At 47.4% G+C, this 26,205-nt stretch carries 19 protein-coding genes, 5 tRNA genes and 1 pseudogene; 16 read left to right on the top strand and 9 right to left on the bottom strand.

Annotated elements, in window-relative coordinates:
* Nucleotides 1-16 precede the first annotated feature (16 nt).
* The 7 genes from EAO37_RS01250 to EAO37_RS01220 form a co-directional block, all read right to left on the bottom strand.
* Nucleotides 17-1,657 (bottom strand): ABC transporter ATP-binding protein, encoded by a 1,641-nt coding sequence (locus tag EAO37_RS01250; RefSeq protein ID WP_120946031.1) that lies wholly within the window; start codon nt 1,655-1,657, stop codon nt 17-19.
* A 3-nt stretch (nt 1,658-1,660) separates the two neighbouring features.
* Complete coding sequence (locus tag EAO37_RS01245) at nt 1,661-4,021, bottom strand: copper-translocating P-type ATPase (protein WP_162982924.1); 2,361 nt, start codon at nt 4,019-4,021, stop codon at nt 1,661-1,663.
* Entirely contained in the window at nt 4,021-4,737 is a 717-nt protein-coding gene (gene pssA, locus EAO37_RS01240) for a CDP-diacylglycerol--serine O-phosphatidyltransferase (protein WP_120946030.1), read from the bottom strand. Before pssA ends, EAO37_RS01245 begins: the two co-directional genes overlap by 1 nt.
* The gene (ftsH, locus tag EAO37_RS01235; protein ID WP_120946029.1) at nt 4,727-6,634 is read right to left on the bottom strand and encodes an ATP-dependent zinc metalloprotease FtsH; all 1,908 of its coding nucleotides are present in this window, start codon (nt 6,632-6,634) and stop codon (nt 4,727-4,729) included. The genes pssA and ftsH overlap by 11 nt, the downstream gene beginning before the upstream one ends.
* A gap of 8 nt (nt 6,635-6,642) precedes the next feature.
* Nucleotides 6,643-7,575, bottom strand: a complete 933-nt coding sequence (locus tag EAO37_RS01230) for a 50S ribosomal protein L11 methyltransferase (RefSeq protein ID WP_240451678.1) — start codon at nt 7,573-7,575, stop codon at nt 6,643-6,645.
* Nucleotides 7,572-7,946: a chemotaxis response regulator CheY gene (locus tag EAO37_RS01225; protein ID WP_104695791.1), complete on the bottom strand. Its 375-nt coding sequence runs from the start codon at nt 7,944-7,946 to the stop codon at nt 7,572-7,574. The genes EAO37_RS01230 and EAO37_RS01225 overlap by 4 nt, the downstream gene beginning before the upstream one ends.
* 81 nt (nt 7,947-8,027) lie before the next feature.
* Nucleotides 8,028-8,642 carry an XRE family transcriptional regulator gene (locus EAO37_RS01220; protein ID WP_120951083.1) on the bottom strand — a complete coding sequence of 205 codons (615 nt, stop codon included), beginning with the start codon at nt 8,640-8,642 and terminating at the stop codon, nt 8,028-8,030.
* Between the two features lie 168 nt (nt 8,643-8,810).
* On the opposite strand from EAO37_RS01220, the gene EAO37_RS01215 reads away from it, so the two are divergent.
* The 6 genes from EAO37_RS01215 to putP all read left to right on the top strand — a co-directional run bounded on the left by EAO37_RS01215 (nt 8,811) and on the right by putP (nt 14,285).
* Nucleotides 8,811-8,887, top strand: a tRNA-Pro gene (locus EAO37_RS01215).
* Between the two features lie 22 nt (nt 8,888-8,909).
* Nucleotides 8,910-8,986, top strand: a tRNA-His gene (locus EAO37_RS01210).
* 27 nt (nt 8,987-9,013) lie between these two features.
* Nucleotides 9,014-9,090 (top strand) — tRNA-Arg (locus EAO37_RS01205).
* A 1-nt stretch (nt 9,091) separates the two neighbouring features.
* Nucleotides 9,092-9,168 (top strand) — tRNA-Arg (locus tag EAO37_RS01200).
* A 103-nt stretch (nt 9,169-9,271) separates the two neighbouring features.
* The gene (locus tag EAO37_RS01195; protein ID WP_120951081.1) at nt 9,272-12,820 is read left to right on the top strand and encodes a bifunctional proline dehydrogenase/L-glutamate gamma-semialdehyde dehydrogenase; all 3,549 of its coding nucleotides are present in this window, start codon (nt 9,272-9,274) and stop codon (nt 12,818-12,820) included.
* Nucleotides 12,810-14,285 (top strand): sodium/proline symporter PutP, encoded by a 1,476-nt coding sequence (putP, locus tag EAO37_RS01190; RefSeq protein WP_120951079.1) that lies wholly within the window; start codon nt 12,810-12,812, stop codon nt 14,283-14,285. Before EAO37_RS01195 ends, putP begins: the two co-directional genes overlap by 11 nt.
* A 227-nt stretch (nt 14,286-14,512) precedes the next feature.
* Here putP and EAO37_RS01185 read toward each other — a convergent pair whose 3' ends face one another.
* The gene (locus tag EAO37_RS01185; protein WP_120951077.1) at nt 14,513-15,286 is read right to left on the bottom strand and encodes a sulfite exporter TauE/SafE family protein; all 774 of its coding nucleotides are present in this window, start codon (nt 15,284-15,286) and stop codon (nt 14,513-14,515) included.
* A gap of 76 nt (nt 15,287-15,362) precedes the next feature.
* On the opposite strand from EAO37_RS01185, the gene EAO37_RS01180 reads away from it, so the two are divergent.
* The 5 genes from EAO37_RS01180 to EAO37_RS01160 all read left to right on the top strand — a co-directional run bounded on the left by EAO37_RS01180 (nt 15,363) and on the right by EAO37_RS01160 (nt 19,197).
* The gene (locus tag EAO37_RS01180; RefSeq protein WP_162982932.1) at nt 15,363-16,499 is read left to right on the top strand and encodes an FtsW/RodA/SpoVE family cell cycle protein; all 1,137 of its coding nucleotides are present in this window, start codon (nt 15,363-15,365) and stop codon (nt 16,497-16,499) included.
* Nucleotides 16,461-16,537 (top strand) — tRNA-Ile (locus EAO37_RS01175). The genes EAO37_RS01180 and EAO37_RS01175 overlap by 39 nt, the downstream gene beginning before the upstream one ends.
* 15 nt (nt 16,538-16,552) lie before the next feature.
* Nucleotides 16,553-17,188, top strand: coding sequence for a ribulose-phosphate 3-epimerase (rpe, locus tag EAO37_RS01170; protein WP_120951075.1), 636 nt, complete (start codon nt 16,553-16,555; stop codon nt 17,186-17,188).
* 17 nt (nt 17,189-17,205) lie between these two features.
* Nucleotides 17,206-17,973, top strand: a complete 768-nt coding sequence (gene fliR, locus EAO37_RS01165) for a flagellar biosynthetic protein FliR (RefSeq protein ID WP_120951073.1) — start codon at nt 17,206-17,208, stop codon at nt 17,971-17,973.
* 9 nt (nt 17,974-17,982) lie between these two features.
* A complete protein-coding gene (locus EAO37_RS01160; protein ID WP_120951071.1) occupies nt 17,983-19,197 on the top strand; it encodes a molybdopterin molybdotransferase MoeA in 1,215 nt (404 codons plus the stop codon).
* Here EAO37_RS01160 and EAO37_RS01155 read toward each other — a convergent pair.
* Complete coding sequence (locus EAO37_RS01155) at nt 19,181-21,508, bottom strand: TonB-dependent receptor family protein (RefSeq protein ID WP_120946022.1); 2,328 nt, start codon at nt 21,506-21,508, stop codon at nt 19,181-19,183. The two genes, EAO37_RS01160 and EAO37_RS01155, sit on opposite strands and share 17 nt — an antisense overlap.
* 248 nt (nt 21,509-21,756) lie before the next feature.
* Here EAO37_RS01155 and EAO37_RS01150 point away from each other — a divergent pair, with 248 nt between their 5' ends.
* The 5 genes and pseudogenes from EAO37_RS01150 to EAO37_RS01130 form a co-directional block, all read left to right on the top strand.
* Nucleotides 21,757-21,954: a hypothetical protein gene (locus EAO37_RS01150; RefSeq protein ID WP_120951069.1), complete on the top strand. Its 198-nt coding sequence runs from the start codon at nt 21,757-21,759 to the stop codon at nt 21,952-21,954.
* A gap of 143 nt (nt 21,955-22,097) precedes the next feature.
* Nucleotides 22,098-23,282 carry a tRNA methyltransferase gene (locus EAO37_RS09495; RefSeq protein WP_240451677.1) on the top strand — a complete coding sequence of 395 codons (1,185 nt, stop codon included), beginning with the start codon at nt 22,098-22,100 and terminating at the stop codon, nt 23,280-23,282.
* Nucleotides 23,282-24,574, top strand: coding sequence for a hypothetical protein (locus EAO37_RS09490; protein WP_240451676.1), 1,293 nt, complete (start codon nt 23,282-23,284; stop codon nt 24,572-24,574). Before EAO37_RS09495 ends, EAO37_RS09490 begins: the two co-directional genes overlap by 1 nt.
* Nucleotides 24,525-25,700: a tRNA methyltransferase gene (locus tag EAO37_RS01135; protein ID WP_120951067.1), complete on the top strand. Its 1,176-nt coding sequence runs from the start codon at nt 24,525-24,527 to the stop codon at nt 25,698-25,700. Before EAO37_RS09490 ends, EAO37_RS01135 begins: the two co-directional genes overlap by 50 nt.
* Nucleotides 25,701-25,708: 8 nt before the next feature.
* Nucleotides 25,709-26,205, top strand: a pseudogene (locus EAO37_RS01130) (hypothetical protein); the annotation flags it as partial.

Genomic DNA, 26,205 nt, shown 5'->3' with positions numbered 1-26,205 from the left:
ACTCTCCTAAGACGCGTTATTTTAACCTGCCCTGATCTAGGGCGCAAATTTGGCTGGCAATTTTTAAACTCTCTTGGTTGTGCGCGATCACAACTACGATGCGATTTTCTCTAAGTTCTGCGATAGTTTGGTAAATGCCTGCTTGGGTGTGGCTATCTAGGGCTGAGGTGGCTTCATCAAAGATCAACACGCTAGCGTTACGGTAGAGCGCGCGCGCGATGGCGATTCGCTGGCGTTGCCCCCCGCTTAAATTCGCTCCAAATTCTTCTAATTGCGCCTGCAAACCCCCCATGGCTTGCACGAAGTCCAGCGCTTGGGCGCGTTGTAAACAATCTAGCACGGCTTGCGCATCGATCTCTAGCCCATAAGCGACATTTTCTGCTACACTCCCGCTAAAAATAAACACTTTTTGGGTAACAATGCCAATTTGATCGCGTAAACTCTTTTGTTGCAAAGAGGCAATAGGCATGCCATTGATCTCAATGTCCCCGCTGCTGGGTTCATAAAGGCGTAAAATGAGATTGACTAGAGAGCTTTTGCCACTCCCACTCTTGCCCTTTAGGGCGATGATTTGATCTTTGTGCCACTCTAGACAAATATCTTGCAGGGCAAAAGGCGCGCCCTGTGTGCCATAGGTGAGATGGACATGCTTAAAGGTGATGCGCTCGATGGGTTTGTCCAGTATCTGCGTGCCATCTGTTAGGGGGCTAACCCTCTCTAGCACTTCATGGATACGCTCCCCAGCTACTAAAGCCTCTTGAAAACTCGCTAGGATACGCACCAAGCGTTTTAAGGGCGTATATAGCATGAATAACGCCGTGATGAAAGAGAAAAACGCTCCCACGCTCATGTCCCCAGCGATCACTTCCCTGCCTCCCGAATAGATCACTAAAGCGATGAGCAAAGAACCCAAAAACTCCATGAAAGGCGAAGAAATTTCGGCGTATTTGATGCTCTTCAAACTAACATGAAAAAAAGCGTCGTTTTCTTTTTGGAAAGCGCGCAATTCTAGAGCCTCCCCATTGGAGGTCTTGATCACCTCTACACTATGGAAAATCTCGGACAATCTGGCGGTCATGCGCGCGTTAGTTTCTTGGTTTTCTTTGGAAAGTTTTTTGACTTTTTTGATGATCTTGCTCAAAGGGATGGCTGCTAAGAGTAAAAAAAGCAACCAAAAAGCTAGTTTAGGACTTTGGTAGATCACAACCCCAATGAGCCCGATGATGGTTAAACCCTCGCGTATGGATTCGGCTAGGTAATTGGACAAACTAGCGCGCACAAGCGCGATGTCATTGGTGATCCGCGCGATGAGCTCGCCCTTTTTGGTGCGGTTAAAAAAACCTAGCTCCATTTCTAGTAGGCGTTCTAGCATGCGCTGACGCAACCGCTTGATGATGTCTAACCCGATGTAGTTAGTGAAATAGGTTTGGATATAAATCCCCCCACTCTTGCCCAAATAGGCTAGGATCACCAAAAAGGGCAAAATGGTGAGCATGTGGGTGTCTTTTTTAATGAAGATGTCATCTAGAGTCGGCTTGACCAAATAAGTCCCCCAAGCCGTGCTAGCAGCCACCACCAAAGAGGCGATCAACACCAGCGCAAAATGCCCGTAATGCCCTCTTAAATAGGGAGCAAAACGCCTAAAAAAGAGTTTCAAACCCTAGCCTAGCGTGTAGCCCGCATCTAAGATCGCCTCGCCAATAGCCTCTTGGCTGGCTGGGGGCTCAAATTCTACACGCACTTGTTTAGTAGCGACATTGACATCAATGTGCTTGACTCCCTCAATCTCGCCTACAAAGCGTTCGATTTTATCCACGCAGTGATCGCATGTGATCTCTGGGACTACTAATTTAACTTCCATGGCGCGCTTGATTTTAAGATGGACTTTTTTAAGTCTTTGGGCGTTGAGCACCACGCTAAGGCTACTCAAACTCATCGCCAAACTAGCCAGCATGGGACTTAGCATGATCCCTGCCTTAAAAGCCACCCCACAGGCTAGGGGGATGGCGATGGCGTTGTAGCCAAAAGCCCAAAAGAGATTTTGCTTGATGTTTTTGATTGTGGCTTGACTCAATCTAATGGCGTTCTCCACCGCCACAATTTCATTATTAAAACTCACGATGTCAGCCACTTCTAGGCTGGCATCACTCCCGCTAGCCATCACTAAACCCACATCGCTACGCGCCAAACAAGGCGCATCGTTCAAGCCATCGCCCACCATCATCACGATCTCATCTTGCGCTTTGAGTTCTTCGATCTTGGCTAGTTTGATCTCAGGGCTAGCTTGCCCGATGCGCGCGTCTAGGGGAATCTCTAAGGCTTGCACATTTTCCTGTGTGTCGCCACTAAGGAGCATGCTCTTAAGCCCTAAAGTCTTCAGACGCTCCAAATCCTCTTTAGCATGGGCTTTGAGTCGATCTTGCAAGACAAACGCGCCCAAGATGTGATCAACTCGCCCCTCTATGCCCACAAACACCCAAGTCCCGGGTAAACTTTGCACAAAAGGGCTGGGGGTATTAAAAAACTCCAAACTCCCCACTTTGATGATCGCCCCCTCTATGCATGCGCGCATCCCCCGCCCCAAGAATGCGCGTCCCTGCGTGGCTTCTTTTAACACCACATCTTGATCCTTAGCGTAAGCCACAATGCCTTGGGCTAGCACATGTTCGCTCAAAGCCTCCACGCTCGCCCCTAAGATCAACACTTCTTGGGGCGCGATCTCAGGGATGGCTAGGATGTGTTGCACTTGGGGTTGCCCTAGGGTGATCGTGCCTGTTTTGTCAAAGACAACATAACTCACCAAGCGCGCTTTTTCCAACGCCTGCGCGTCTTTGAAAAACAAGCCTAAATGACTCGCCTCCTTATGCGCCACCAACAAGGACATGGGCGTTGCTAATCCCAACGCGCAGGGACAAGAGATCACCAGCACGCTAATAAATACCTCTAGGGCGCGTGCAAAATCCCCCAAAACCAGCCACACCAAAAAGGCACAACTAGCAATCCCAATCACAGCGGGCACAAACACCCCAGCCACTTTGTCTGCTAGGCGCGCGATTTGTGCCTTAGAGCCTTGTGCGTTGCGCACTTGCTGGGCTATCTTTTGTAACGCGCTCTGCGCGCTGGTGTGCGTGGCTTTTAAACAAAAAGTGCCCGTGGTGTTTAGCGTGCCTGAAAACACTAATGCCCCCTTGGTCTTATAAACGGGCACACTCTCCCCGGTGAGCATGGATTCATCAATTTCGCTCTCCCCCTCCACCACCACGCCATCTACTGGGATCACGCTTCCAGGCACAATCTGCAAGACATCACCCACCTGCACGCGCTCGATTAACACCTCCACTATACCCTCCTCTTCTACCCTCAATGCGCTCTGGGGTTGTTTGCCTAGTAACCCCTCCATCGCGTCTAGCGCCTTTTGTTTAGAAGCGCTCTCCAAGCGTTTACCCAGCATGACAAACACCAAGATCACACACGCGCTCTCAAAGTAATACCCCGTGTGCGCGCCCTGAAAGGCTTTGCCCAATAAAAAGAGGCTGTAGAGAAACGCGCTACTGGTACCTAGCGCGATCAAGCTATCCATATTGGGCTGACGCTCCCATAGGGCTTTAAACCCCTTGGTGTAAAAACCCTTGAGCGCGCGCATCACCACAAGAGTGAGTAAGGCTTGTAGGAAGCCACTAATGAAGGGTTCACGCAAAATATCGGGGAGCAAAATAGGCAAATGCGCGCCCAACATAGAGAGATAGAGCACGCCCACAGTCGCGCCAATGGCGATCCATAAAGGGGATTTTTGGGTTTTTGGGGGGGTTAGACTCTCTTTAGGGCTGTAGCCTAGCTTGGTGATGATCTGAAAAATATCCTCCAAGCTAGCATGGGTGCTATCAAAGACCACCACCGCGCTTTTAGAGAGCAAATCCACGCGCACCTCTTGGATAAAACTCTTGCGCTCTAGGGCGCGTTCAATCCCACTTGAGCATGCGTTACAAGTCATGCCTTCAATGTAAAAACGCACCTGTTGCATTAACTTTTCCGTTTGAACAAGATTTTGCCCATCACAAAGAGCCAGCGCACAATGCCGTAGCACAGATAGGAAAACATAAAGCCACTCAACACCTCAAGGGGTTTGATAAACATGAGCAACAAGAAAAGCAATAAGAGCACAAAGAGTTTTAGATTCCAGCGCACTTTCTTAAAGTTGGGGTAGCGGATATTACTCACCATCATCACCCCTAAAAATACAATGTAGGCTAGCATCAAATAGCCATGCTCGACCTTGAATAAGCCGTATTTGTGATCGAGTAAAATCACGAGCACCACCAAAACCGCGCCCGTGGGAATGGGGATACCAATAAAGGAATAGGGGTCGGTGGTTTGGGTGGTTACATTAAAACGCGCCAAGCGAATCGCCCCAAAGATCACAAAGAGCGCACAAACTGCCATGCCCCAACGCCCATAAGCTTGCCCGATATAAAAGTAGGCGATAATACTAGGGGTAGCTCCAAAGGCGATCACATCGGCTAAAGAGTCAAACTCTAGCCCAAATTTACTCGTAGTGTTGGTCAAGCGCGCTACACGCCCATCTAGCCCATCTAGCACCAAGCACACCACCACAAACCAACACGCCAGCACAAAACTCCCCCTAGCCGCGTAAAAAACCCCCATCATTCCTAAAAAAATGCTACTAGCAGTGAAAAGATTGGGGAAAAGATACAGAGGTTTCATGCCACTAGCTGGCATGCTCTTCTAAGGGCACTAGACGGCTTTGCAATTGGTTAGCCACCTCGTATTCAGCGATGATCTCTCTGACCCGCTCGCCCGTGATGACCTCTTTTTCAAAAAGTTCGCCCACCATCACCTCAATCGCGTCCTTATAATCGCTCAAAGTCTGCTTGACATGGTTATAGCGCTCCTCTAGCAAACTCTTAATGAAGTGATCCATTTGCTCGGCGGTTTTTTCGCTAAACTCTCTAGGGCTACCAAAGCCCCCACCTAAAAACGAATTGCGCTGTTTTTCAAGCACCATTAGCCCGCTCACATCACTCATGCCATAGTAGCTCACCATGCCCTTGATGATGTCTGTGGCGCGTTCTAAATCATTGCTTGCCCCGGTGGAGATTTCTTGCAAAAACACATCTTCAGCTGCCCGTCCGCCTAGCAAAACATCGATCTCAGCGATGAGCTCGTGTTTTTGCATGAGGTATTTATTTTCCTCTGGAGTGTTGAGCGTATAGCCCAAAGCTGCCATCCCTCTAGGGATGATTGAGACCTTATTGACCCGTGCTGAACCCTTTGTCATCTCAGAGATCACCGCATGCCCGCTTTCATGGTAGGCAACAATCTTTTTCTCTTTAGGAGAGATACGCCGACTCTTTTTCTCTAACCCGGCAATGCCCCGTTCGACCGCCTCTTTTAAATGTTGTTGTTTGACCTCTTTTTGGTTATTGCGCCCGGCTAGCAAAGCCGCCTCATTGATGATATTAGCTAAATCTGCCCCGGCTAATCCGGCGGTGAGTTTGGCGATCTCTTGCAAATCCACATCATTAGCCAATTTAACGGGCTTAATATGCACTTTTAAAATCTCCACCCGTCCGTTAAAATCCGGTTTATCCACCAAGACTTGGCGATCAAAACGCCCCGGTCTTAGCAATGCTGGGTCTAAAATCTCGGGGCGATTGGTGGCAGCTAGCACAATCACGGGGGCGTTTTCTGAGCCAAAGCCATCCATTTCGGCTAGCAGTTGGTTAAGGGTTTGCTCCCTCTCATCATTCCCACTAATCATCCCCCCGGCTGCCCGGCTCTTGCCGATCGCATCGATCTCATCAATGAAAATAATGCTGGGGGCTTCTTTTTTGGCAATATCAAAGAGATCGCGCACCCGACTTGCCCCAAGACCTACAAACATTTCAATAAAGCTACTGCCTCCCATTGAAAAGAAAGGCACGCTCGCCTCACCGGCTACGGCTTTGGCTAATAAAGTCTTGCCCGTGCCGGGGGGTCCTACTAAGAGCACCCCCTTAGGGATTTTTGCCCCTAGTGAGGCGTAGCGATCGGGGTATTTTAAGAAATCTACGATCTCGACCACCTCTTCTTTCGCCTCCTCATTGCCTGCCATGTCATTAAAACGCACTTTGGGTTTTTCGGCGTTAATGAGTTTTTTAGAGCTACCCATGCCAAAAATCCCCCCGCCCATGTTCTTTTGCATCCGGCTTGCCATAAACATCCACAAGCCCAAAATCACCAACACGGGCAAGAGCCAGCCTAAAATATCGGTGAAAAAGTTCGACTCGCTAAAGCCGGAGTAGTTGATTTTTTGGCTATCCAAGAGGGGCACTAAAGAGAGATCGGGCACGCGTTTGGCTACATAGATGATCTTGCTATTGCCTTCCTTGCTAGTGGCTTTGATCAAGGTTTGCCCAATGCTCACACTATCCACTTCTTTTTTCTCAATGAGCTCTTTCATCTCGTGATAGCTGATGTTCTTGGTGCTAGTAGAGAGAAAGCGATCGCCAAAGCCCCCCTCTGAGCTCATCATGCGCACCGCCACAATGGCGATAACCACAAAGATCAGCACCAGCACTAAGGGGTTTTGGAGTAAAGGCTTCTTGGGGTTGGGGTTTTGCGAACGATTATCCATTGGTGTCCTTATGAATTAGAATGCCTGCATAAAACCAAGCTTACCCACTCATTTTCTTGGGTTCTACGCACAAGAGTGAAATCTTGGGCGTAGGCGTTTAACAGTGTGTCTTCATAGATGTCTAAAATACCCGAGAGCAATAGCAAACTCCCCTCTTGGCTTGCCCTTAGCACACCCGCATGCATTTGTATGATCACGCTAGCGATGATGTTGATCGCAATGAGATCGTAGCGCGTGTCAGGGGGGATAGCATCAATAGAGCCCTCCCATAGGCGCGTGCATTCTAGCCCATTGCGCGCAAAATTCGCTTGGGTCTGGGTGGTGGCTTGCGTGTCTGTGTCGCAAGCATGTGTGATCGCTCCCTTTTTGGCTAAAGCCAAACTCAAAATTCCGCTACCACAACCCACATCCAAACTCAATTTGCCCCGTACCTCTAGGCGCGAAATTTCTTGCAAGAGTAAACGCGTGCTCTCATGCCTGCCCGTGCCAAAAGCCAAAGCAGGATCGAGCAACAAAGCCACCAAGCCCTCTGGCGCGCATGCGCCCCAGCTAGGAGTGATGTAAAATTGACCACAAGTAAGGGGTTTCACACTCTCTTGGTAGGCTTGCACCCAGTCCAAATCGGGGTGCGCGCTACTATGGTGGTAAAACCCGACATTCTCACCCAAGCGTTGCGCCAGCGCACAACACAGGCTTTTGAGATGATCTAAAAGAGCCTCGCACGAGCACTTAGAGTAGATCACAAAACCCGCACTAGGGAGGGCTAAAGGCGCGTTGCCAAAGTAGTGGTAGTCAAGGGCTGGGGGAGAGTCAATCTCTTCAATAGCCTCTTTAGTGAACTCTAGCAGGTGATGGGCGAATAGATCGGGGCAGTGTGTGGGGAGAACAAAGGTTTTAAAATAGACATCTTGGCACACGCGCGCTACAATCCTGTATTTCAATCATTGGTTCCTAGCACCACTTCTAGTTTTTCCTTGAGCACTTGGGGGGTGAAAGGCTTGACAATGTAATTATTCACTCCCGCCTTTAAAGCGGTAATGACCTCCGCTTTCCCCCCCTCTGTGGTGATCATGATGATGGGCAGATCTTTAAAACGCCCATCAGAACGCACTTTCTTTACCAAATCCAAGCCGTTCATCTCGGGCATGTTCCAATCTGTGATAAGCACCCCCGTGGTGTCGTTGCTATCTAGCTTCCCCCATGCCTCCACCCCGTGTTCGGCTTCCATGATGTCCTCATAACCCAAGCGTTGCAAGGTGTTTTTAATGATCCTTCGCATGGTGGAACTATCATCTACAACTAAAATTTTCAAAATCGCTCCTTGGTCGGCTTAGTTGCACAAATACCCGCGCATGTTAGCATGTTTATTGCGCGCCTATCTTTAAAGTGCGCTTTAAAGACTACGGGTATGCAACACGCCCACTACGCGCCCCAAAATGGCGATGTCTTCTAGGCTTTGCAAGCGGATGGGTTTGTAAATGGGGTTGTCGCTAATTAAGGACACCTCGGGGCGCTTGCTAAGGCGTTTGACATAGTATTCCCCATCCAAATTCACCACATAAATCGCTCCCTCATAGCAACTCCCATCATTTTGGAAGAGCAATAGATCACCCTCCTTAATGAGGGGTTCCATAGCATTGCCCGCAGCCTGCAAGAGTCCCAGATGATCGATAGAGGTGATTCCAAAATGCCTCTTGAGAAAAGTCTTACTTTGGGGCAAGAACACCACGCCCTCATCTTGGTTCTTATTCCTAGTGGCATGCACTTTGATGTCCTTGATGTAGGGGACCATCACCACATCTTCTACCTCTTTGTGTGTGGAGGTGAAAAAGTGCAAATCGGTGTTAAGGGCATTGGCAAGCTTTTCTAGGGTGTCTAAAGTGATATTACTTCTCTGTTCGCTTTCATAGCGTTTGATACTCTGCAAACTCACCCCGCACTTGAGCGCGAGCTCCTCTTGGGTCAAATTATTGGCGTTGCGTAACTGCTTGAGTTTTTCTTTAAGCATCTTGACTCCTTTTACAAAATATATGGGTAAGAACCCTATACAATACTAGAGTTGAAATGTGGCTAAGTTTTAAGACTATTCCATAACAAATGCTTTAAAATGTTTCATTAGGCAAAATATCTTGACAAGATTCTAAAATTTGTGCTAGAATGCCGATTTGTCAAACTTCGGGGCGTAGCGCAGCCTGGTAGCGCACTTGGTTTGGGACCAAGGGGTCGAAGGTTCGAATCCTTTCGCCCCGACCATTTTGGGCGCAACTAGGATATGGTGGGTGTAGCTCAGTTGGTTAGAGCACCAGATTGTGGTCCTGGGGGTCGTGGGTTCAAGCCCCATCATCCACCCCATTTTTTCAAAAACTCCGTTTTGGCTTAGCGTTTGTAGCTCAATTGGATAGAGCACCAGACTTCGGATCTGGGGGTTAGGGGTTCGACTCCCTTCAAGCGCACCACGCGCTTGTAGCTCAGCTGGATAGAGCAACGGCCTTCTAAGCCGTAGGCCGCAGGTTCAAATCCTGCCAGGCGCACCACAGGTTACCAATTGATACCCGCATGCGTTTTCATTCTCACCTAGCGCGCTATATTAACTCAAGTATTCTATACTGGAGGGTTGATTATCAACTTGGAGCGATCATGGAACAACCCCCCAAAGATTTAGTGCAGTCCGCCTTGAACTTAGCCGCCACCTTGCAAGCCAATATTAGCGAACACTTGGATCACCAAGAGAAGAGTTTCCACAATAAGATGCAAAAACTCTTGGATAACCCACAAAATAAGGTTATGCTCATCGAGCTTTTGGATCGCTCCTTTAGATGTCAGGACAACCATGCCCGTTTTGATCTCATTGAATACACCTTGAACAAATACGGCATTGCGGACTTCTTTAGCGCGTTTGAGAAGTTTCTTTTAATGGGCTTTTTGCATGTAGGCAAACTCGCTCCTTCGCTGAGTGTGCCTTTTTTTGTGGATAAGGTGCGCGCTAACACGAAAGCGATGGTGCTAGATGAGAATAGCAACGCGCTAAAAAGCCTAATTGCCCAACGCCAAGCCGATCAAATCGTGCTCAATGTCAATTTGATTGGCGAAGAGGTGTTAGGCGAATCAGAGGCGGCTTACCGCCTGCACAAATACCAAGATGTGATCCGATCGGATTATATCCAATACATTTCCATCAAAATCACCACGATCTTTTCTCAAATCCAGCCCTTGGATTTTGAATATTCTAAGGCAGAAGTCGTCAAACGCCTAGACACCCTCTATGCTCTAGCCCTTGAACAAAAAACACAAAATGGTGTAGATAAGTTCATTAACCTAGATATGGAGGAGTTCAAAGACCTAGAACTCACCATCGCCGCCTTTATGGAGTCTATTGCTAAATTCCCCATCAGCGCGGGGATCGTGTTGCAAGCCTATATCCCGGATTCTTACCACCACCTGAAGACCTTGATCGCCTTTTCTAAAGAGAGAGTGCTCAATGATCTCCCCCCCATTAAGATTCGCTTTGTCAAGGGCGCAAACATGGAGAACGAAGAGACCATCGCCTCCATCAAGGGTTGGGCTTTACCCACATTTTCTAGCAAACAGGATACCGACTCCAATTACAATAAAATGTTAGAGTATGTCCTAAGTGAGGAGAATTACAAGTATATTCACATCGGAATCGCTTCGCACAACATCTTTGAGATCGCCTACGCCTACACGCGCATCCACGCGCTCAACGATCCGCTTGCCCTAGAGCATTTTAGTTTCGAGATGTTGGAGGGGATGAGCGTGCAGGCTAGCAGGGAGCTTAGGCAAATGCACCGGCTCATTCTCTACGCCCCCGTGTGCGATGAAAAGCATTTCAATAATGCTATCGCCTATTTGGTGCGCCGCCTAGATGAAAATACCGCCCCAGACAATTTTATGAAAGCCTTTTTCAACCTGCAGGTGGGATCGAGCGCGTGGAAAGATCAGCAGGAGCGTTTTTTAAAGAGTTTGGCGGGCATGGCTGGCTTAAATACCGCCCCAAGACGCACCCAAGATCGCAACCGACCTCCTACAGGTAAAAGCACTTATCCTAATAACCCCTTTGTCAATGAAAGCGACACGGATTTTACGCTTAAAGCTAATCGAGAATGGGCGCAAAGGATCGTAGATAAGACGCGCAACATCCCGCCCATTGAACTCTCCCCGGTGGTGGGCAAGGCATGCGCATTTGAGGGGCTCAAACGCTTGGATGTCTTTGATAAAATCGAATGCAAAAAAGTCGCCTCGGTTTTTCTAGCCAATGAGGCTGTCATGCAAGAGGCACTCCATTTAGCCCAACAGAGCCAATTCCCCCAACGCCATTTAGAGGAAATCCATGCCCTTTTAAGCCAGGTAGCCCAGAAATTTAGGGAGAGAAGAGGCGATCTCATAGGTCTAAGCGCGTTGGAAGTGGGCAAGACCTTTGTAGAAAGCGATGCGGAGGTGAGTGAAGCCATTGACTTTTTGGAGTTTTACCCCCATAGTTTGCAAGCTCTACTTAGAGAATACCCCCATGTGCGCTTTAAACCTAAGGGTGTGGGTGTGGTGGTTGCCCCGTGGAATTTTCCCATCGGCATTTCTGTGGGGAGCATCGCTAGCGCGCTAGCAGGGGGCAATGTGGTGATCTACAAACCCTCTAGCATGAGCATGGTGGTGGGTTATCGCTTGTGTGAGTGCTTTTGGGATGCAGGAGTGCCCAGAGATGCGTTGATTTATCTGCCTTGTCGGGGGAGCGAGTTTAGCGCACATCTGCTAGTTAGTCCTTTGGTGCGTTTTGCGATCTTAACCGGTTCTGAAGAAACCGCCTACCAGATGCTAAAAGCCAATCCCATGTTGCACTTGAGCGCAGAAACAGGGGGCAAGAACGCCACCATTGTAACCAAAATGGCAGATAGGGAGCAGGCTGTTAAAAACATTGTCCATTCTGCTTTTAGCAATTCCGGACAAAAGTGTTCAGCGACTTCTTTGCTCATTTTAGAAGAAGAGGTCTATGAAGATCAAAACTTCAAAAAAATGCTTGTGGATGCCACGCAGTCCATGAGTGTGGGCGACCCTTTACAATTACACCATAAGATTGGCACTTTGGCTAGCACACCCAGTCCCAAGGTGCAAAAGGCGTTGCACAACTTAGAAGCCCATGAAGAGTGGGTGTTAAAGCCGGAGTTTTTACAAGACAATTCTTACTTGATGCGCCCCTGCATCAAATATGGCACCAAAGCCGGGGATTACACCTACAATACCGAACTCTTCGTGCCCTTGCTTTGTGTGATGAAAGCCAAAGATTTAAAAGAGGCAGTTGATCTAGCTAATGGCACGGGTTATGGCTTAACCGGAGGCTTAGAGTCCCTAGATGAACGCGAATGGGCGTATTTTCAAGAACATATAGAAGTGGGGAATGTCTATATCAACAAACCCACCACCGGGGCGATTGTCTTGCGCCAACCCTTTGGCGGAGTGAAAAAATCAGCCGTGGGCTTGGGGCGCAAGGTGGGGAGCTATAACTACGCCTTGCAATTTGTGGATATTGAGGAGAACACCCCCACCCAAACTCCCCATGACGCGCATCTGCCCTTTATCCAAGCCCTAGAGGCTCTAAACACCCACCACAATAACGCCCTAGAAGAAATTCTCACCCTCGCGCGCGATTACGCCTACCACGCCCAACACAGTTTTAGCACCCCAGTGGAATTTATCCGTGTGCGGGGCGAAGAAAATTACTTTAGCTACACCAAAGTGTCTAGCGTGGGCTACCGCGTGAGCCCTGATGATGGGCTGTTAGAACTCTTTAGTGTGCTATTAGCCTGTGCGGTGTGTTCGATCCCCTTGAGTGTGAGTGTGGATAACCCCCCCACCAATCCCCATTTTGATCTCTTTATAGAGTGTTTAGATGGCTTGCAACACCATTTCAAACCCACCATCTTTTATGAAAGCTTGGAGGAATTTAGCACCAAGATAGGCGAATTTGCGCGCGTGCGCTACTTTGGAGGGGTTTTAGATTCGCTCTACAAGCAAAGCGCGCAAGCGGGCGTGGTTCTAGCCAATGCCAAGCCCTTGAAAAGTGGGCGTTTTGAATTGCTTAACTACCACTTAGAAAAATCTGTCAGCATTTCTTACCACCGCTATGGCAACTTGGGCGCGCGCGCCCTAGAACAGGGAGATTTGCATGCACATTAGCTACCAAATCTTGATCGTGTTTGTGCTCTACTCAGCTTTGATGCTCTACATTGGGTTTCACTTTTACCGCAAGAATGAGACCACCGAGGATTATTTTCTAGGGGATCGCTCTATGGGTCCAGTCATTAGCGCGCTGAGTGCTGGGGCGAGTGATATGAGCGGTTGGCTTTTAATGGGCTTGCCCGGGGCGTTGTATGTGGGCGGATTAGTCAATAGCCACATTGCTATCGGGCTAACCATTGGGGCGTTTATTAACTGGTCGCTAGTAGCCAAACGCTTGCGGGTTTATACCAGCGTGATCGCTAATTCCATCACTATCCCGGATTACTTTGAAACCCGTTTTAGCGATGATAAGCACATTTTACGCTTCATCTCTGCCATCGTGATTTTGATCTTTTTTACCTTTTATGTCTCCTCCGGACTGGTGAGTGGGGCAAAACTCTTTGAGGCGACTTTTGGGGTGCAATATAGCTATGCGCTGGTGGTGGGCACGCTCATCATTGTAACCTACACCTTTTTGGGGGGTTATAAGGCGGTGTGCTGGACCGATCTCATCCAAGGGCTCTTGATGATGGGCGCGCTCATTGTGGTGCCTTGCATGATGCTCTATCATTTGGGGGGTTTTGGCGCAAGCTTTGCAGAAATTGCCAAAACCAAGCCGGAGAATCTCACCTTTTTGAAAGACACTTCTATCGTAGCGGTGATCTCTAGCTTGGCTTGGGGGCTGGGCTATTTTGGGCAACCCCATATTTTGGTGCGCTTCATGTCTATCCGCTCCATTCAAGAAATCCCTAAGGCAACTGGCATTGGGATCGGGTGGATGGGCATTAGTTTAGCTGGCTCATGCCTAATTGGTTTGTTGGGCGTGGCGTATGTGGCAAAATTTCATTTAAATCTAGGCGATCCAGAAAAAATTTTTATCCACATGAGCGCGACCCTTTTTAACCCTTGGGTAAGCGGGGTGCTCCTAAGCGCGATCTTAGCGGCTGTGATGAGCACGGCTAGCTCCCAACTCTTGGTGAGTTCCTCAACAATCGCAGAGGATTTTTACGCCAAAGTCTTTAATAAGAAAGCCCCTGTGCAAACAGTCATGCTAGTTAGCCGTGCCTCTGTGTTGGCGGTGGCTTGCGTGGCGTTTTTTATTTCTATGGATCGCAATGCCAGCGTGTTAAAAATTGTCTCTTATGCGTGGGCAGGTTTTGGGGCGAGTTTTGGCACGGTGATTCTCTTTTCTCTCTTTTGGGAGCGCATGACAAGGCTTGGGGCGATCATGGGCATGGTCTTTGGGGCTAGCACGGTGATCTTGTATGACAAATTTGGCAAGAGTTTTTTAGACATCTATGAGATTGTGCCCGGGTTTTTAGCCAGCTCTCTAGCCATTGTTATCTTTAGCCTAATAAGTTCTGTGCGCCCGGGCACTAGAGATGCCTTTAAGACCATGTTGCAAGAAATTGAGAAAGGCTAGTATGAGGACATACTGGTGTGCCAGCAGAGCGCGGGTTTTTGCGCAAATAATAGCGCACCTGCGCTACTTTGCTGGACATTAAGAGTCCTCGCGTGCCTTAGCGCGCCTTACCAAAGTGGCTTTATCCGCAAAGAGGGCGCAAACCCCAAATCCCAAAATGTCCATGGGTAGCTGGTTTTTCTACAACCCCCTTGCGTGAGAACAATCCCCGCGCGCTTTGGAGAGCACTAAAACCATTTGTAAATGGAGATTGTGATCGCGCAGGTGTAGACGCTTAAAAGGGCGCGTCTGTGCCAAAGGGCGGGCACTAAGGGCACCAGTCTAACCCCCAAAATCACCCCCCCCACACTCCCAAGCCCCACCATCAAGCCCCATTGCAAATCTTCAAAGTCTAGCAAAGAATGGCGCGCTAGAGAGATCACCCCACTGAAAGAAGAGAAGATCACAAAGAACAGCCCTAGGGGCACGCTTTGCTTGGCTGGGATTTTAAGATAATAGGCTAATAGGGGCACCATTAGCACGCCCCCCCCAATACCTAAGCTAATGGCAAACACCCCTGTAAGCGCGCCAATACCTAGCAAGAGAGCTTTGTGTTTGGCACTAAGGATGTAGGGTTCTTTAGATTCTAGGGGGGTGGCTTTAGATTTAAAGACAAAGCGCACAAAGGAATACAAGGTTACCACAATGAACGCCCCTAGCAAAGTCTTATGCGAAAAGCTAGCCAAAATCAGCCCGCTGAAACTTGCCCCCACCATCCCTCCAAGACCCACCCACACCCCTATTTTGACATCCAAAAGCCCTTTTTTGAAGTTAGCAAAACTCCCCACCACAGAGGAGCAAGCCATTTGCAAAATGGAAATCCCCACTGCGCTATCATAAGAATGCCCTAATACCAGCATCGTGGGCACAATCACCATCCCTCCCCCAATGCCAAAAAACCCCGACATCGCCCCCGTGATCCCCCCTAATAACAAGAATAAAGCAAGTACCCACACTTCCATGCACGCCCCTATATCAACGCTAAGGATACTACCACAAATCCAAGAGTTTTTGTGTTATGCTAACGCCATGCAAAATATGTTGGATCGGCGTGTCCTCACGCATTTTGACTTTTTATTGTTCTTCTTTCTCTTGCCCTTGATGGCTCTGTCTGCCTTTTTGATCCACGAAGCTAACGCCACTCTCAGTCTCAAGCAGGGGTTTTATTTTGCCATCGCCTTTGGGGTGTTTTGGGTGGCCTTTTTGATCCCCTTTAGGCACTTGGATCGCTCTTTTCATCTTTTCTACTGGTTTTGTGTGATCTTGCTGGCTTTGGTGAACGCGGTGGGCACAAGCAAATTAGGCGCGCAACGCTGGTTAGCCATCCCGGGGACTTCTTTTTCTTTCCAACCTAGCGAACCCATCAAGATCGCGATTTTACTCCTGCTCGCCCATTTGATTCGAACAAATCCCGTGCCTAGCGGGGGTTATGGTTGGAGAGCCTTTGGTAAATTCAGCTTTTACATTGCGATCCCCTGCGCGCTTATTTTAAGACAGCCCGATTTAGGCACAGCCTTAGTCATTTTGATCATGGGCTATGGGGTGCTCTTCTTGGTGGGCGTGCACCCTAAGATTTGGATCAGCTTAGGATTAGCCTTTGCTATCGCCTCCCCGCTTATTTACAGCTCTCTACACGATTACCAAAAAAAACGCATCCACGACTTCATCGCCGAAAAACCTAATTATCATGTGCGCCAATCCATCATCGCCATCGGTTCGGGGGGGTTTTGGGGCAAGTCTAAAGAAGAATCCACACAGGCTAAGTTAAAGTTTTTACCCATCGCCACGAGCGATTTCATCTTTGCCTACTTTGTGGAACGCTTTGGATTCTTTGGGGCGTTTTTACTGCTGGGTTTTTACATGTTCTTTGTGATGCACTTTTTAGCCTATTTTAGAAGCGATCCCCATGATCATTTTTTACAGGCGATCACAGCCGGGATCGCCATTTTGATCTTCATTTACACAAGTGTGAATATCGCCATGACCTTGGGGTTAGCGCCAGTGGTGGGCTTGCCCCTGCCCTTGTTAAGTTATGGGGGGAGTAGCTTTATCACTTTTGTCGCATTATTTGGAGTTTTTGAAAATCTACTTGCTTTTAAATTCGGTTTTGGTTATAATCGCCCCGCTAGAAAAAAGGGATTCTTAGCTCAGCTGGTTAGAGCACTCGGCTCATAACCGATTGGTCGTAGGTTCAAGTCCTACAGAATCCACCAGCTTTAAGGGTCTACATGCTAATTGCCGCCAGCCTTTTGAGTGCGGATTTTATGAATCTCAAAGCCAGTTTGGAGCGCGTTTTAGGGGTGGATTTTTTCCATGTAGATGTGATGGATGGGCATTTCGTCCCCAATCTCACTTTTGGACCTTGCGTATTAAAAAACTTGCACGCCCACTTTGACACCCCCTTAGACATCCACTTAATGGTAGAAAATCCCTTGTTTTTTGTGGATTTATGCAAGGATTTACAACCCGCCTTTATCACTTTGCATGCTGAGAGCACCCCCCATCTGCATAGAAGTGTGCACTACATCAAAAATCTGGGGATCAAAGCGGGGGTGAGTTTGAATCCGGCCACGCCCTTGTGCGCGCTAGATTACATTATCCAAGATGTGGATTTGATCTTGCTTATGAGCGTCAATCCGGGATTTGGGGGGCAGAGTTTTATCCCTTTGAGCTTTGAGAAAATCAAAGCCTTTAGGGCGCGTTTCCCCCATTATGTAGGTGTATTAGAGGTAGATGGGGGAATCAACGCGCACAACGCACCCCTATTGCGCGCCTGTGGGGTTAATTTGCTTGTGGTGGGGAATTATCTCTTCAGCCATGCCAACCCCACACATGCCCTACAAGCCTTGCGTGGTCGCGATTAAAACTCTATAATAACCCCATGTTAGATTGGTTGGTGTGGATGCAAACCCAAAATATCATGGGGTTTTGGTTGCTCTTTGCGCGCTTGGCAGGCGTGATGGCGTTTTTCCCTTTTTTTGATAATAATTTGGTTCCAGTGTCTGTAAGGGGAGCGTTGGGCTTTTTCTTAACCTTGCTATTTTACCCCACCATCTCCCCCACCCCCATGCATTTGAGTCCAGAGGATTTTTTGATCGCTCTGCTCTCTGAACTCCTGCTAGGGTTGTGCGCCTCTTTCTTTTTGCATGTGGTCTTTAGCACTTTGGCGTTTGCCACAGACACCATTAGTTTTTCTATGGGTTTGACAATGGCAAGCGTTTACGATCCCATCTCAGGCGCACAAAAGGCGATCGTAGGGCAGGTGGTGTTGCTCTTGGCTATTCTTACCATGCTCCAAACCTCCATGCACCACCTCATCATCCTTTGGGTGCAACACAGTTTAGAAAAAGTGCCCTTGGGCACTTTTGCCCTCTCTGGGCATGTGGTGCAAGCCAGCGTACAAGCCTTTGGGTATCTCTTTAGCATTGGCTTTAGTATCGCTTTCCCTATTCTCGCTTTGATCATGTTGAGCGATGTTGTCTTTGGCATGATCATGAAAACCCACCCGCAGTTCAATCTTTTAGCCATTGGCTTCCCTTTAAAGATCGCCATCGCCCTGCTTGGGCTTATCATGGTCTTGGGCGCGATGATACACCGTTTTAAAGATCAGCTCTTGAATGCTTTTGCCCTGCTCTCTAAATTCTTTTAAAGGAGATGAATGAAAACCCCCCTACTTGAATACAAAGACGCGCTAGAATTGAGTCTAGCCCTTGTTAAACACAGCCCCCAGACACAGCAAATCCCCCTAGAAGAGGCGATGGGGCGAATCTTAGCACAAAGCGTGTGTGCGCGTGAACCCCTACCCAAAGCCACAAATTCTGCGATGGATGGCTTTGGCTTGCGCCTAGAGGATGTGGGTAAACCCTTAGAAATCACCCATACCCTTTATGCAGGACAAAGCGTTGAGGGGGTTAGTGTTGGGGGTGGGGCTTGTGTAAAAATCATGACTGGCGCGCTAGTGCCCAAGGGGGTAGAGATCGTTGTGCCCTTTGAAGAGATGGATTTCTACCATAAGGATCAAGCCCAAGCCCCCGCTAAAGACTTCAAACAAGGGGCTAATATCCGCTTTGAGGGCGAAGATATCCAAAAGGGCGAACTCATCGCGCATGCCGGGCAAAAAATCCACGCAGGGCTGATCGCCCTGCTAGCTTCTCAGGGTATTACGCATGTCTTAGTGTTCAAACGCCTTAGCATTGCGATCTTTAGCAGTGGCGATGAAATCGTCCCTTTAGGCGCAAGCGCTAAAACCCACCAAATTTATGACAGCAACGCGCCCATGCTAGTTGCGCTTTTAAGCAGTTACGGGTATGACGCTAGGCATGTGGGCAAACTTAGCGATGATCTGCATAGCCAACAAGAAGCCATGCGGACATGGGGGGAGTATGATGTGGTGGTGAGTAGCGCGGGGGTGAGCGCGGGGGATAAGGATTATTTTCAAGACGCGTTATTACAACAAGGGGCAACTATCCATTACCACGGGGTCAATCTCAAGCCGGGCAAGCCCATCATGTTAGCTAGTTTTCCCCACCTCCCCCACCCCACCTTTGTCTTTGGCATGCCAGGTAACCCTGTGAGCTGTATGCTCACCTGCCTAGTCTTGGTGTTACCCATGCTAGCTAAGTTGGCTGGCTTAAGCGAAAAGCAAGAGATTTTGCGCGTGCCTTTGAGTGAACCCCTGCACTTCAAAGGGCAACGCTTGCATCTAGTGCTGGGGAATTTGGTGCAGGGAGTGTTTACCCCCTATAGGCATAACCGCTATGGCTCGGGGGCTATTGACGCGCTGGGGGCGTGCAATGCCCTAGCGTTGATCCCCCCGGGTGTGCTAGAAGTCCAAAAAAGCGTAGAAGTGCTCTTGATCAAAACTCATAGCTAAGATAGGCGGTTACTGAACGCCCCGGTCCGGGTTCTCTGCCTGTGGGGCTGGTGCCAATGCCCCTAAAGTAGTATTTCATATCAAAGATATTATTGACCTGCAGGCTCCCCATAACTTTGTGCCGTCCGCCCTGCCAAAACACCTGACTTAATTGCAAATTCCACACCCAATACCAAGGCAAAAGCCCCACACTATTACAGCCATAAGTAGCCCCATCAATGCTATAGCCAAAGTTAAAGCAGGCTGTTTTGGGCGTGGCTTGGTTGAGCACAGAGGAATAAGCACGGCTGTAAAAATAACTGCTCAAACCAAAGGTGGTTTTCTTGTAGGTATACATCATGTCCAAGATGAATTGGTTAGGACTCACATAGGGCAATCTCTTGCCCTTGAGATTAAAGGACTGGTTAACAATCCCCTCAAAATAGCTAGGGTTATCTTGGGCGTTGTTGGTGATACGCGCATCTATGTAGGTGTAAGCCACATGGAATTGCAAACCCCTAATGGGAGCGTAGTAAAGTTCTAGCTCCACGCCCTGACTCTTAGCATCAATGTCTAAAGCATTGCTCCCATACCCCCCGCTGTAGTAGTGGTGGGCTAAGATGACAAAGTAGTTGGCGTTGAAACTCAAGAGGTCTTTATAGGAATAGCGCGACCCCACCTCAAACTCATTAAAAATTTGGTTGTAATTGGTGGAGAAAATGCTAACGGACTTGGCTTGGGGGGGGATGAAGCTGCGGCGGTAATTGAAATACATCACCCAATCTTTCAAGGGTTTGTATCCCAAATTAAAAGCAGGGCTCCATTGGTTGTCCGTCTTTTTAATGCTCTTGGAGAGGGTAAAATCGCCATTGCTGGGATTCACATTTTCGGGCAACACTTTTTTATAGTTTAAAAAGGTGTAGCGAAACCCCGGGGTTAGCACCAATTTACCCCCAAAGAACTCCATTTTATAGCTCGCATACACGGCGGTGTAATTGTTAAACATCTCTAAATTTTGGCTGGCTTTTGTATCAAAGAGAAAACCAGACATGTTGCAAACCCCATTGCTAAGAGAGGTGCATTTGTTCTCTAAAAATCTAAACCACATGTTACTAGCCATGAAACGCAGACCAATTTTGAGGGTGTGTCTGGTGTGCTTGGTGTTGAAAATCACATTGGTATTAGGCTCAATGGCGTTGATGAAGTAGTGGCGGGGGTGATCGCCGATGATATAGCCCTTGTAGTTTTGGTTGGTATAAACCGGACCTAATTTGGGGTTGGTGTTGACATTGAGGAAATTAGAGTCAAATTGGAAATCGCGACTCATGTCATGCCCATAGTAGGTTAAAGTGAAATCCCCGCCAATTTTAGAGGTGTCTCCAAAGAACATTTGGTACACCGCCCCCCAGCGCATCGCTTTGCCACTTTTATCATTTTTGGGGCGGTTATTTTGGAATCGATTTTGTTCATAGGCTTGCACGCCTAGAGATCCGGGATCGGTTAAGAAAAACTTATAATACTGGTAGAAGAGGGTAATCTTGTGGTTTTCGTTGATCTCATAGAGAGCATCTAGGAGGTAGTTTTGGATATTGGTCGGGCTATTGGCGCGAAACCCTTGCCCTGTGATGTAGTTAGCTTGGGCTTGCACCCCAAAATGCTTGTTGATCATCCCCCCACTTTTGAGATAGGAGTTGAATAAAAAATTATTAGCTAGGGTGTCAATGAAGGACTGCCCTTTGCTCGTTGATCCCACAAAATTCCCATTGGCGCGCCCCCAAGCGGTCATGCGTTCGGCGATTTGGTTTTCCCATTTGTTGGGGATATCCTTAGTGGTGATGTTAATCACCCCCCCAAAGGCATTAGGTCCATACTGCACGCTCTCCCCCCCCTTGATCACACTGATGCGATCGACTGATTGGAAGGTAACTGGAAAAATGGGCATGCCAATGTCCACATAGGGCGCGACATAAACTGGAATCCCATTGACTAGAATCATCCCCGTATTGCTATGCCCTGAGCCCCCGCCCCCAAACCCACGCACCGAAAAGCTAGGCACCGCCCCTACTCCTGTGGCATTGCGGATATGCACTCCGGGCACATTTTGCAAGGCTTCTTCTATGCTTTGGTTAGCTTGCTGGGTGAGTTGTTTGTGTGAGATGATGGTTTGGCTGCCCAAATAGTTTTTCACCTCCGGGCTGCGCCAACTCTTAGGGGCTTCTTCATTGAGAACAGCCCCTGTGGTTTCTATCCTCTGGAGGCGGTGGGTTTTTACCCCTTGTAGACTATGGACTGCCAAACAACTCCCCCAAAGCACAACCATGACTTTTCTCATTTTAAGCCCTTTAAAAGAAAATTAGGAAGGCGATTATATAAGAACAATTCTAAGAATCATATTAATGCAAGAATGAGAACGATCGTTGCAGTTTTATCTACACTTAGCCAAATGGATTTAGTGCGCGCGCCCGGCTTTGCGCTTGATCACCGTGGATAATGAACCCTGTTGTGCAAAAATAAAGTCCAAGTCTTTAAATCTAGAAATACGCTATGCTTGGCGTTGCAAAAATATTTAAAGGAGTTTAAATGATTCGCCTACTTCTCTTAGCCCTCTTGCTCTTAAATCTGCAGGCTAAAGAAAATACATTGGCTATCTTTCTCCACTTTGTCCCCATAGGCAAACCCCAAGAATCCCAAAACGCCCAATTTTTCAAAGCATTTATGGCACTCTATGACTACATAGATAAGTCTTTTAGAAAAAGTTGCAGTTTTATCTACACTTAGCCAAATGGATTTCGTGCGCGCGCCCGGCTTTGCGCTTGATCACCGTGGATAATGAACCCTGTTGTGCAAAATAAAGTCCAAGTCTTTAAATCTAGAAATACGCTATGCTTGGCGTTGCAAAAGCACTTAGAAAAGGAATTTAAATGATCCGCCTACTTCTCTTATCCCTCTTGCTCTTAAATCTGCAGGCTAAAGAAAATACATTGGCTATCTTTCTCCACTTTGTCCCCATAGGCAAACCCCAAGAATCCCAAAACACCTCCTTTTTTAAAGCGTTTAAAGCACTCTATGACTACATAGATAAGTCTTTTAGAAAAATAGAGCCCGAAGATCCAAACGAGAGACAGCCTTACTTCGATCGCCTATCAGAACTGCCAGATTATACAGATGCCTCCATCCCTCTAGCCAAAGCTGTAGTTAAGCAAATACCCTTGCTTCACGAATTTAAGCCCAAAAACCAAAGAGAGGTGCAATTCTTAGCCCATGTTAAAGATATGGAAATGCTCCATATACTAGATGCGATCGATGTATTCACTCCTCGTCCCATTTACCCAAGAGTAACACCAAAGATCGCAGCCCATATGTTTTTAGATTCTGTTGCCTTTCTCTACACACCCTTGTTCAATGCCCACAAGGCTGGGTTAGATGTGATCGCCTATCTTAAACAACTCCACAAGGAGGAGAGCAGCGAAAAGACCATGGCGTCGTTTGATATGCACCAAATCGGATTGTTTAATACAGACAGATACTATGAAAAAGAAAAAAACATTGTCCCCCATAAGCCTTTTAGAAAACGCCTCGACCAAGATATGTATAATGTGGGAGAACTGATGAGGACTTTTCAATTATACTGGGGTGAATGGACCAGCGTAGTTGTCAATAAAATCCTAAATAGTGGAATACCCTCAACCTTTGTATTTGAGAATGAATTTGATGAATTTGTGAGCAAAAACGCCCAGCGCATAGACCCCGAACACCTCTCTGATCTCTTCACAGCACGGGTGATCCCACTAAATCGCAACGCCCCTTTTTACGACCTCTTGCGAAACGACGACCCCAAGATTTTAAAAGACACACTCAAAGATCACCCCACCATGTGTTTAAGCCCCAAATATTTAAGCCCAAAGTCCCAGCAAACTTGCCAACAACTCTTTGATACCCAAACCTACAACACTAAGGACATTCAAGAGCAGTTACACCTTGTGCGTTTGATCTCTATTGATGAGAGTCCTTGTGTGTATCTAGACCCTAAGGACAAGCTTCAAATTTTTAAGTCTAGTGATGCGCTATGCTTGGCGTTGCAAAAGCACTTAGAAAAGGGGTTTTGATGACCCGCTTAATTAGCATACTTCTACTCATAAGCCCCCTATGGGCTGTAAGCACCGATTTAATCCAGCAAATGCAACAAGCCCGCGCATTGATGGTTAAAATCTACTACAAAGCCTTCAAAGAGCGTTGCGATCGCGTATATGCTAGCGACATGGTTTATTCCACTGCCATGCAAGACAAGGCGAGACCTCTTGTCAAGCACCTAAAAGCCTTTGTCGATCATATCCCGCTTTTACAAACCCTCCAACCCAAAACCCCCAAGCAAGCCCAAATGATCCAAGCACTCAAAGCCCTTGAGATGTATAACCTTTTTATTTTGTTGCGCGACTCTACCCCAGAATTTTATTGTGAAAACCACACTTCAAAGTGCAAGAAAATGAAGTTTCCCAAGCGTGTTAAGCCCTTTGACGCTAAAAAACACACTCTAAAATTTTTAAGGGGCATAGAATTGACCTACACTCCCTTGATTGAAGCCTATCATCAGGGTTTGGACTTCACAGATTATCTCTACCATTTGCAGGCATTGCAAGACAAGGATGACGCATTATCTCCTGAGATGTTTTGGATGACTATGGACACTCGAGCAGATAGTTTGGACATGATCAAAGGTCCTAAGACCCCGACCTTGCGCCACTATTTTGAGGATTTTAAATCCATCGATGCGCACGACGATTACATGGGTAACCTTGGTTTCCAGGTCAAGGATGATAACGCAAATGCAGAGTATGGTTACAAAGATTTTTTTACAATCCAGATTGTCCGTGCTGTTGGGGGTGTCAAGATCCAAGATTTAGACGCATGGATGGCTTATTACCAGGCGCAAGATTTTGCCTTCTTAGGGGATGTTGCTCATGACTATGACTATGAAAGTGCCATGGGGTTCTATTGGGAGAGTGTTACCCATGTGCGGGTAACCCTTGTTGAGGATGTTGAGTATTCAGTTTCTATTCTCAAGCCAAAAGTCCCTTTGGCTAAAGCGATGCAACTAACTCTCACCAAAAACCCCACTCCCTGCTTACAACCCCAGTATTTAAACAAAGAGGCTAGAGCGGTTTGCTTGCAAGTGTTTAAGCAACACAGCTACAACCCCAAACCCTTACAAAAATACCTAAAATCCTTGCGCCTTGTCTCCATTGAAACGCGCCCTGTGTGTATCTTAACGCACAAGACAAACTCCAAACTTTTAAGTCTAGTAACGCGTTGTGTGTGGCATTGCAAAAACACTTCACAAAGGAATAAAAATGATCCGCCTACTCCTTCTAGCCCTCTTGGTGCTAAACCTACAAGCTAAAGAAGATGTATTGGCTATCTTTCTCCACTTTGTCCCCATAGGCAAACCCCAAGAATCCCAAAACGCCCAATTTTTCAAGGCGTTTAAGGCACTCTTTACTTACATGAAAAAATCCTCGGCTAAGATAAAAGATGCGTGCGAAAATGTCCCATTAAATGACAACTACAACTATACTATGGCTCAGATTATGGCAGATTACACAGATGCCGCCATCCCCCTAGCCAAAGCTGTGGCTAAGCAAGTCCCCTTGTTTAAAGAGTTTAAGCCCAAAAACCAAAGAGAAGCGCAATTCTTAGCCCATGTTGAGGATATGGCAATGCTCCATGCCCTAGACCTCATAGACATTTCGCTTGAAGAAAAGGTTACATCTGTTGCCCACGAGTTTTTACACATCAACGCATGGCTTTATGCCCCGCTTTTCAACGCCCACAAAGCGGGGCTAGATGTGATCGCCTATCTAAAGCAACTCCATCGTATCTTTTCTAAAAATGCTGATCTGCGTCGTAGGAGAAATATCTTTGTTTTTCATGAAAAAGGGCTATATGAAGAACAAAGAAAAAACATCGTCCACTATAAGCCTTTTGAAAAACGCCTCATTCAAGATATGCATGAAGTAGATATACCCATGAAAATCTTCGTCCTTGGTATAGACTATCCTTCTTGGGTTATGCTCGTTATGAACACAATCTTTGAGGTGGGGACATCTGCAAACCGGATACCTGATAAGCGTACATTTTGGGACTTCATGGATAAAAACATCCAACGCATAGACCCCGAACATCTCTTTGATCTCTATCTAGCGCGGGTGTTCCCCCTAAATCGCAACGCCCCTTATTACTACGATAACTTACAAAATGACGACCCCAAGATTTTAAAAGACACGCTAAAAGACAACCCCACCATGTGTTTAAGCCCCAAATACTTAAGCGCACAATCTAAGCAAACTTGCCAACAACTCTTTCAAGCTAACACCTACGACACTAAGGACATCCAAGAGCAATTACACATTGTGCGCCTGCTCTCCATTGATGATAGCCCTTGTGTGTATTTAGACCCTAAGGATAAACTCCAAGTCTTTAAGTCTGATAATGCGTTATGCCAAGCCTTACAAAAAATGAAATTTTAAGGAAATCTATGCCCTTTTTACTTTGGATGGGCTTACTCTTTCTGCCCCTGCTAGCCAACCCCATTGACAAGATACAAGCCTTATATGGGCACACACACCCTCCCTCTTTGCATGCCTTTTTGATAAACCTAAGTCCCCAAAGACAAGAAATAATCCAGCTAGCCAAAAGTGTTGCCATCCCCATCTTAAAGCAATTCAAGGCAAACACCCCCAAAGAGCGCGCCATGCTAGAAGCGATGCATCTCTTTAGCACGCTCATCCTTTTAGAGCTTATCAAAGAATCCATGCCAGATGATCCAAAAGTGCCCCAATTTAGTAAGACAGCCACGCAAATTGCTTTAGACTTTTCACAAATTAACGCATTTCTCTATATGCCCCTTTTGCAACTCCAAGCACATGGGATTAACCCCTTTGCATACATTAGGTTTATCCACCACTACACCAACACGCACGCATGTTTGACTCCAGATTGTTTAAACATGGATGAGATATGGCAAAACACAAA

Origin of the sequence: Helicobacter sp. L8, assembly GCF_003660355.1 — a bacterium.
Taxonomy (GTDB): Bacteria; Campylobacterota; Campylobacteria; order Campylobacterales; family Helicobacteraceae; genus Helicobacter; species Helicobacter labacensis.
Note: the sequence above shows the minus strand (reverse complement) of the source record. Positions and strands in the feature narration are given on the sequence as shown.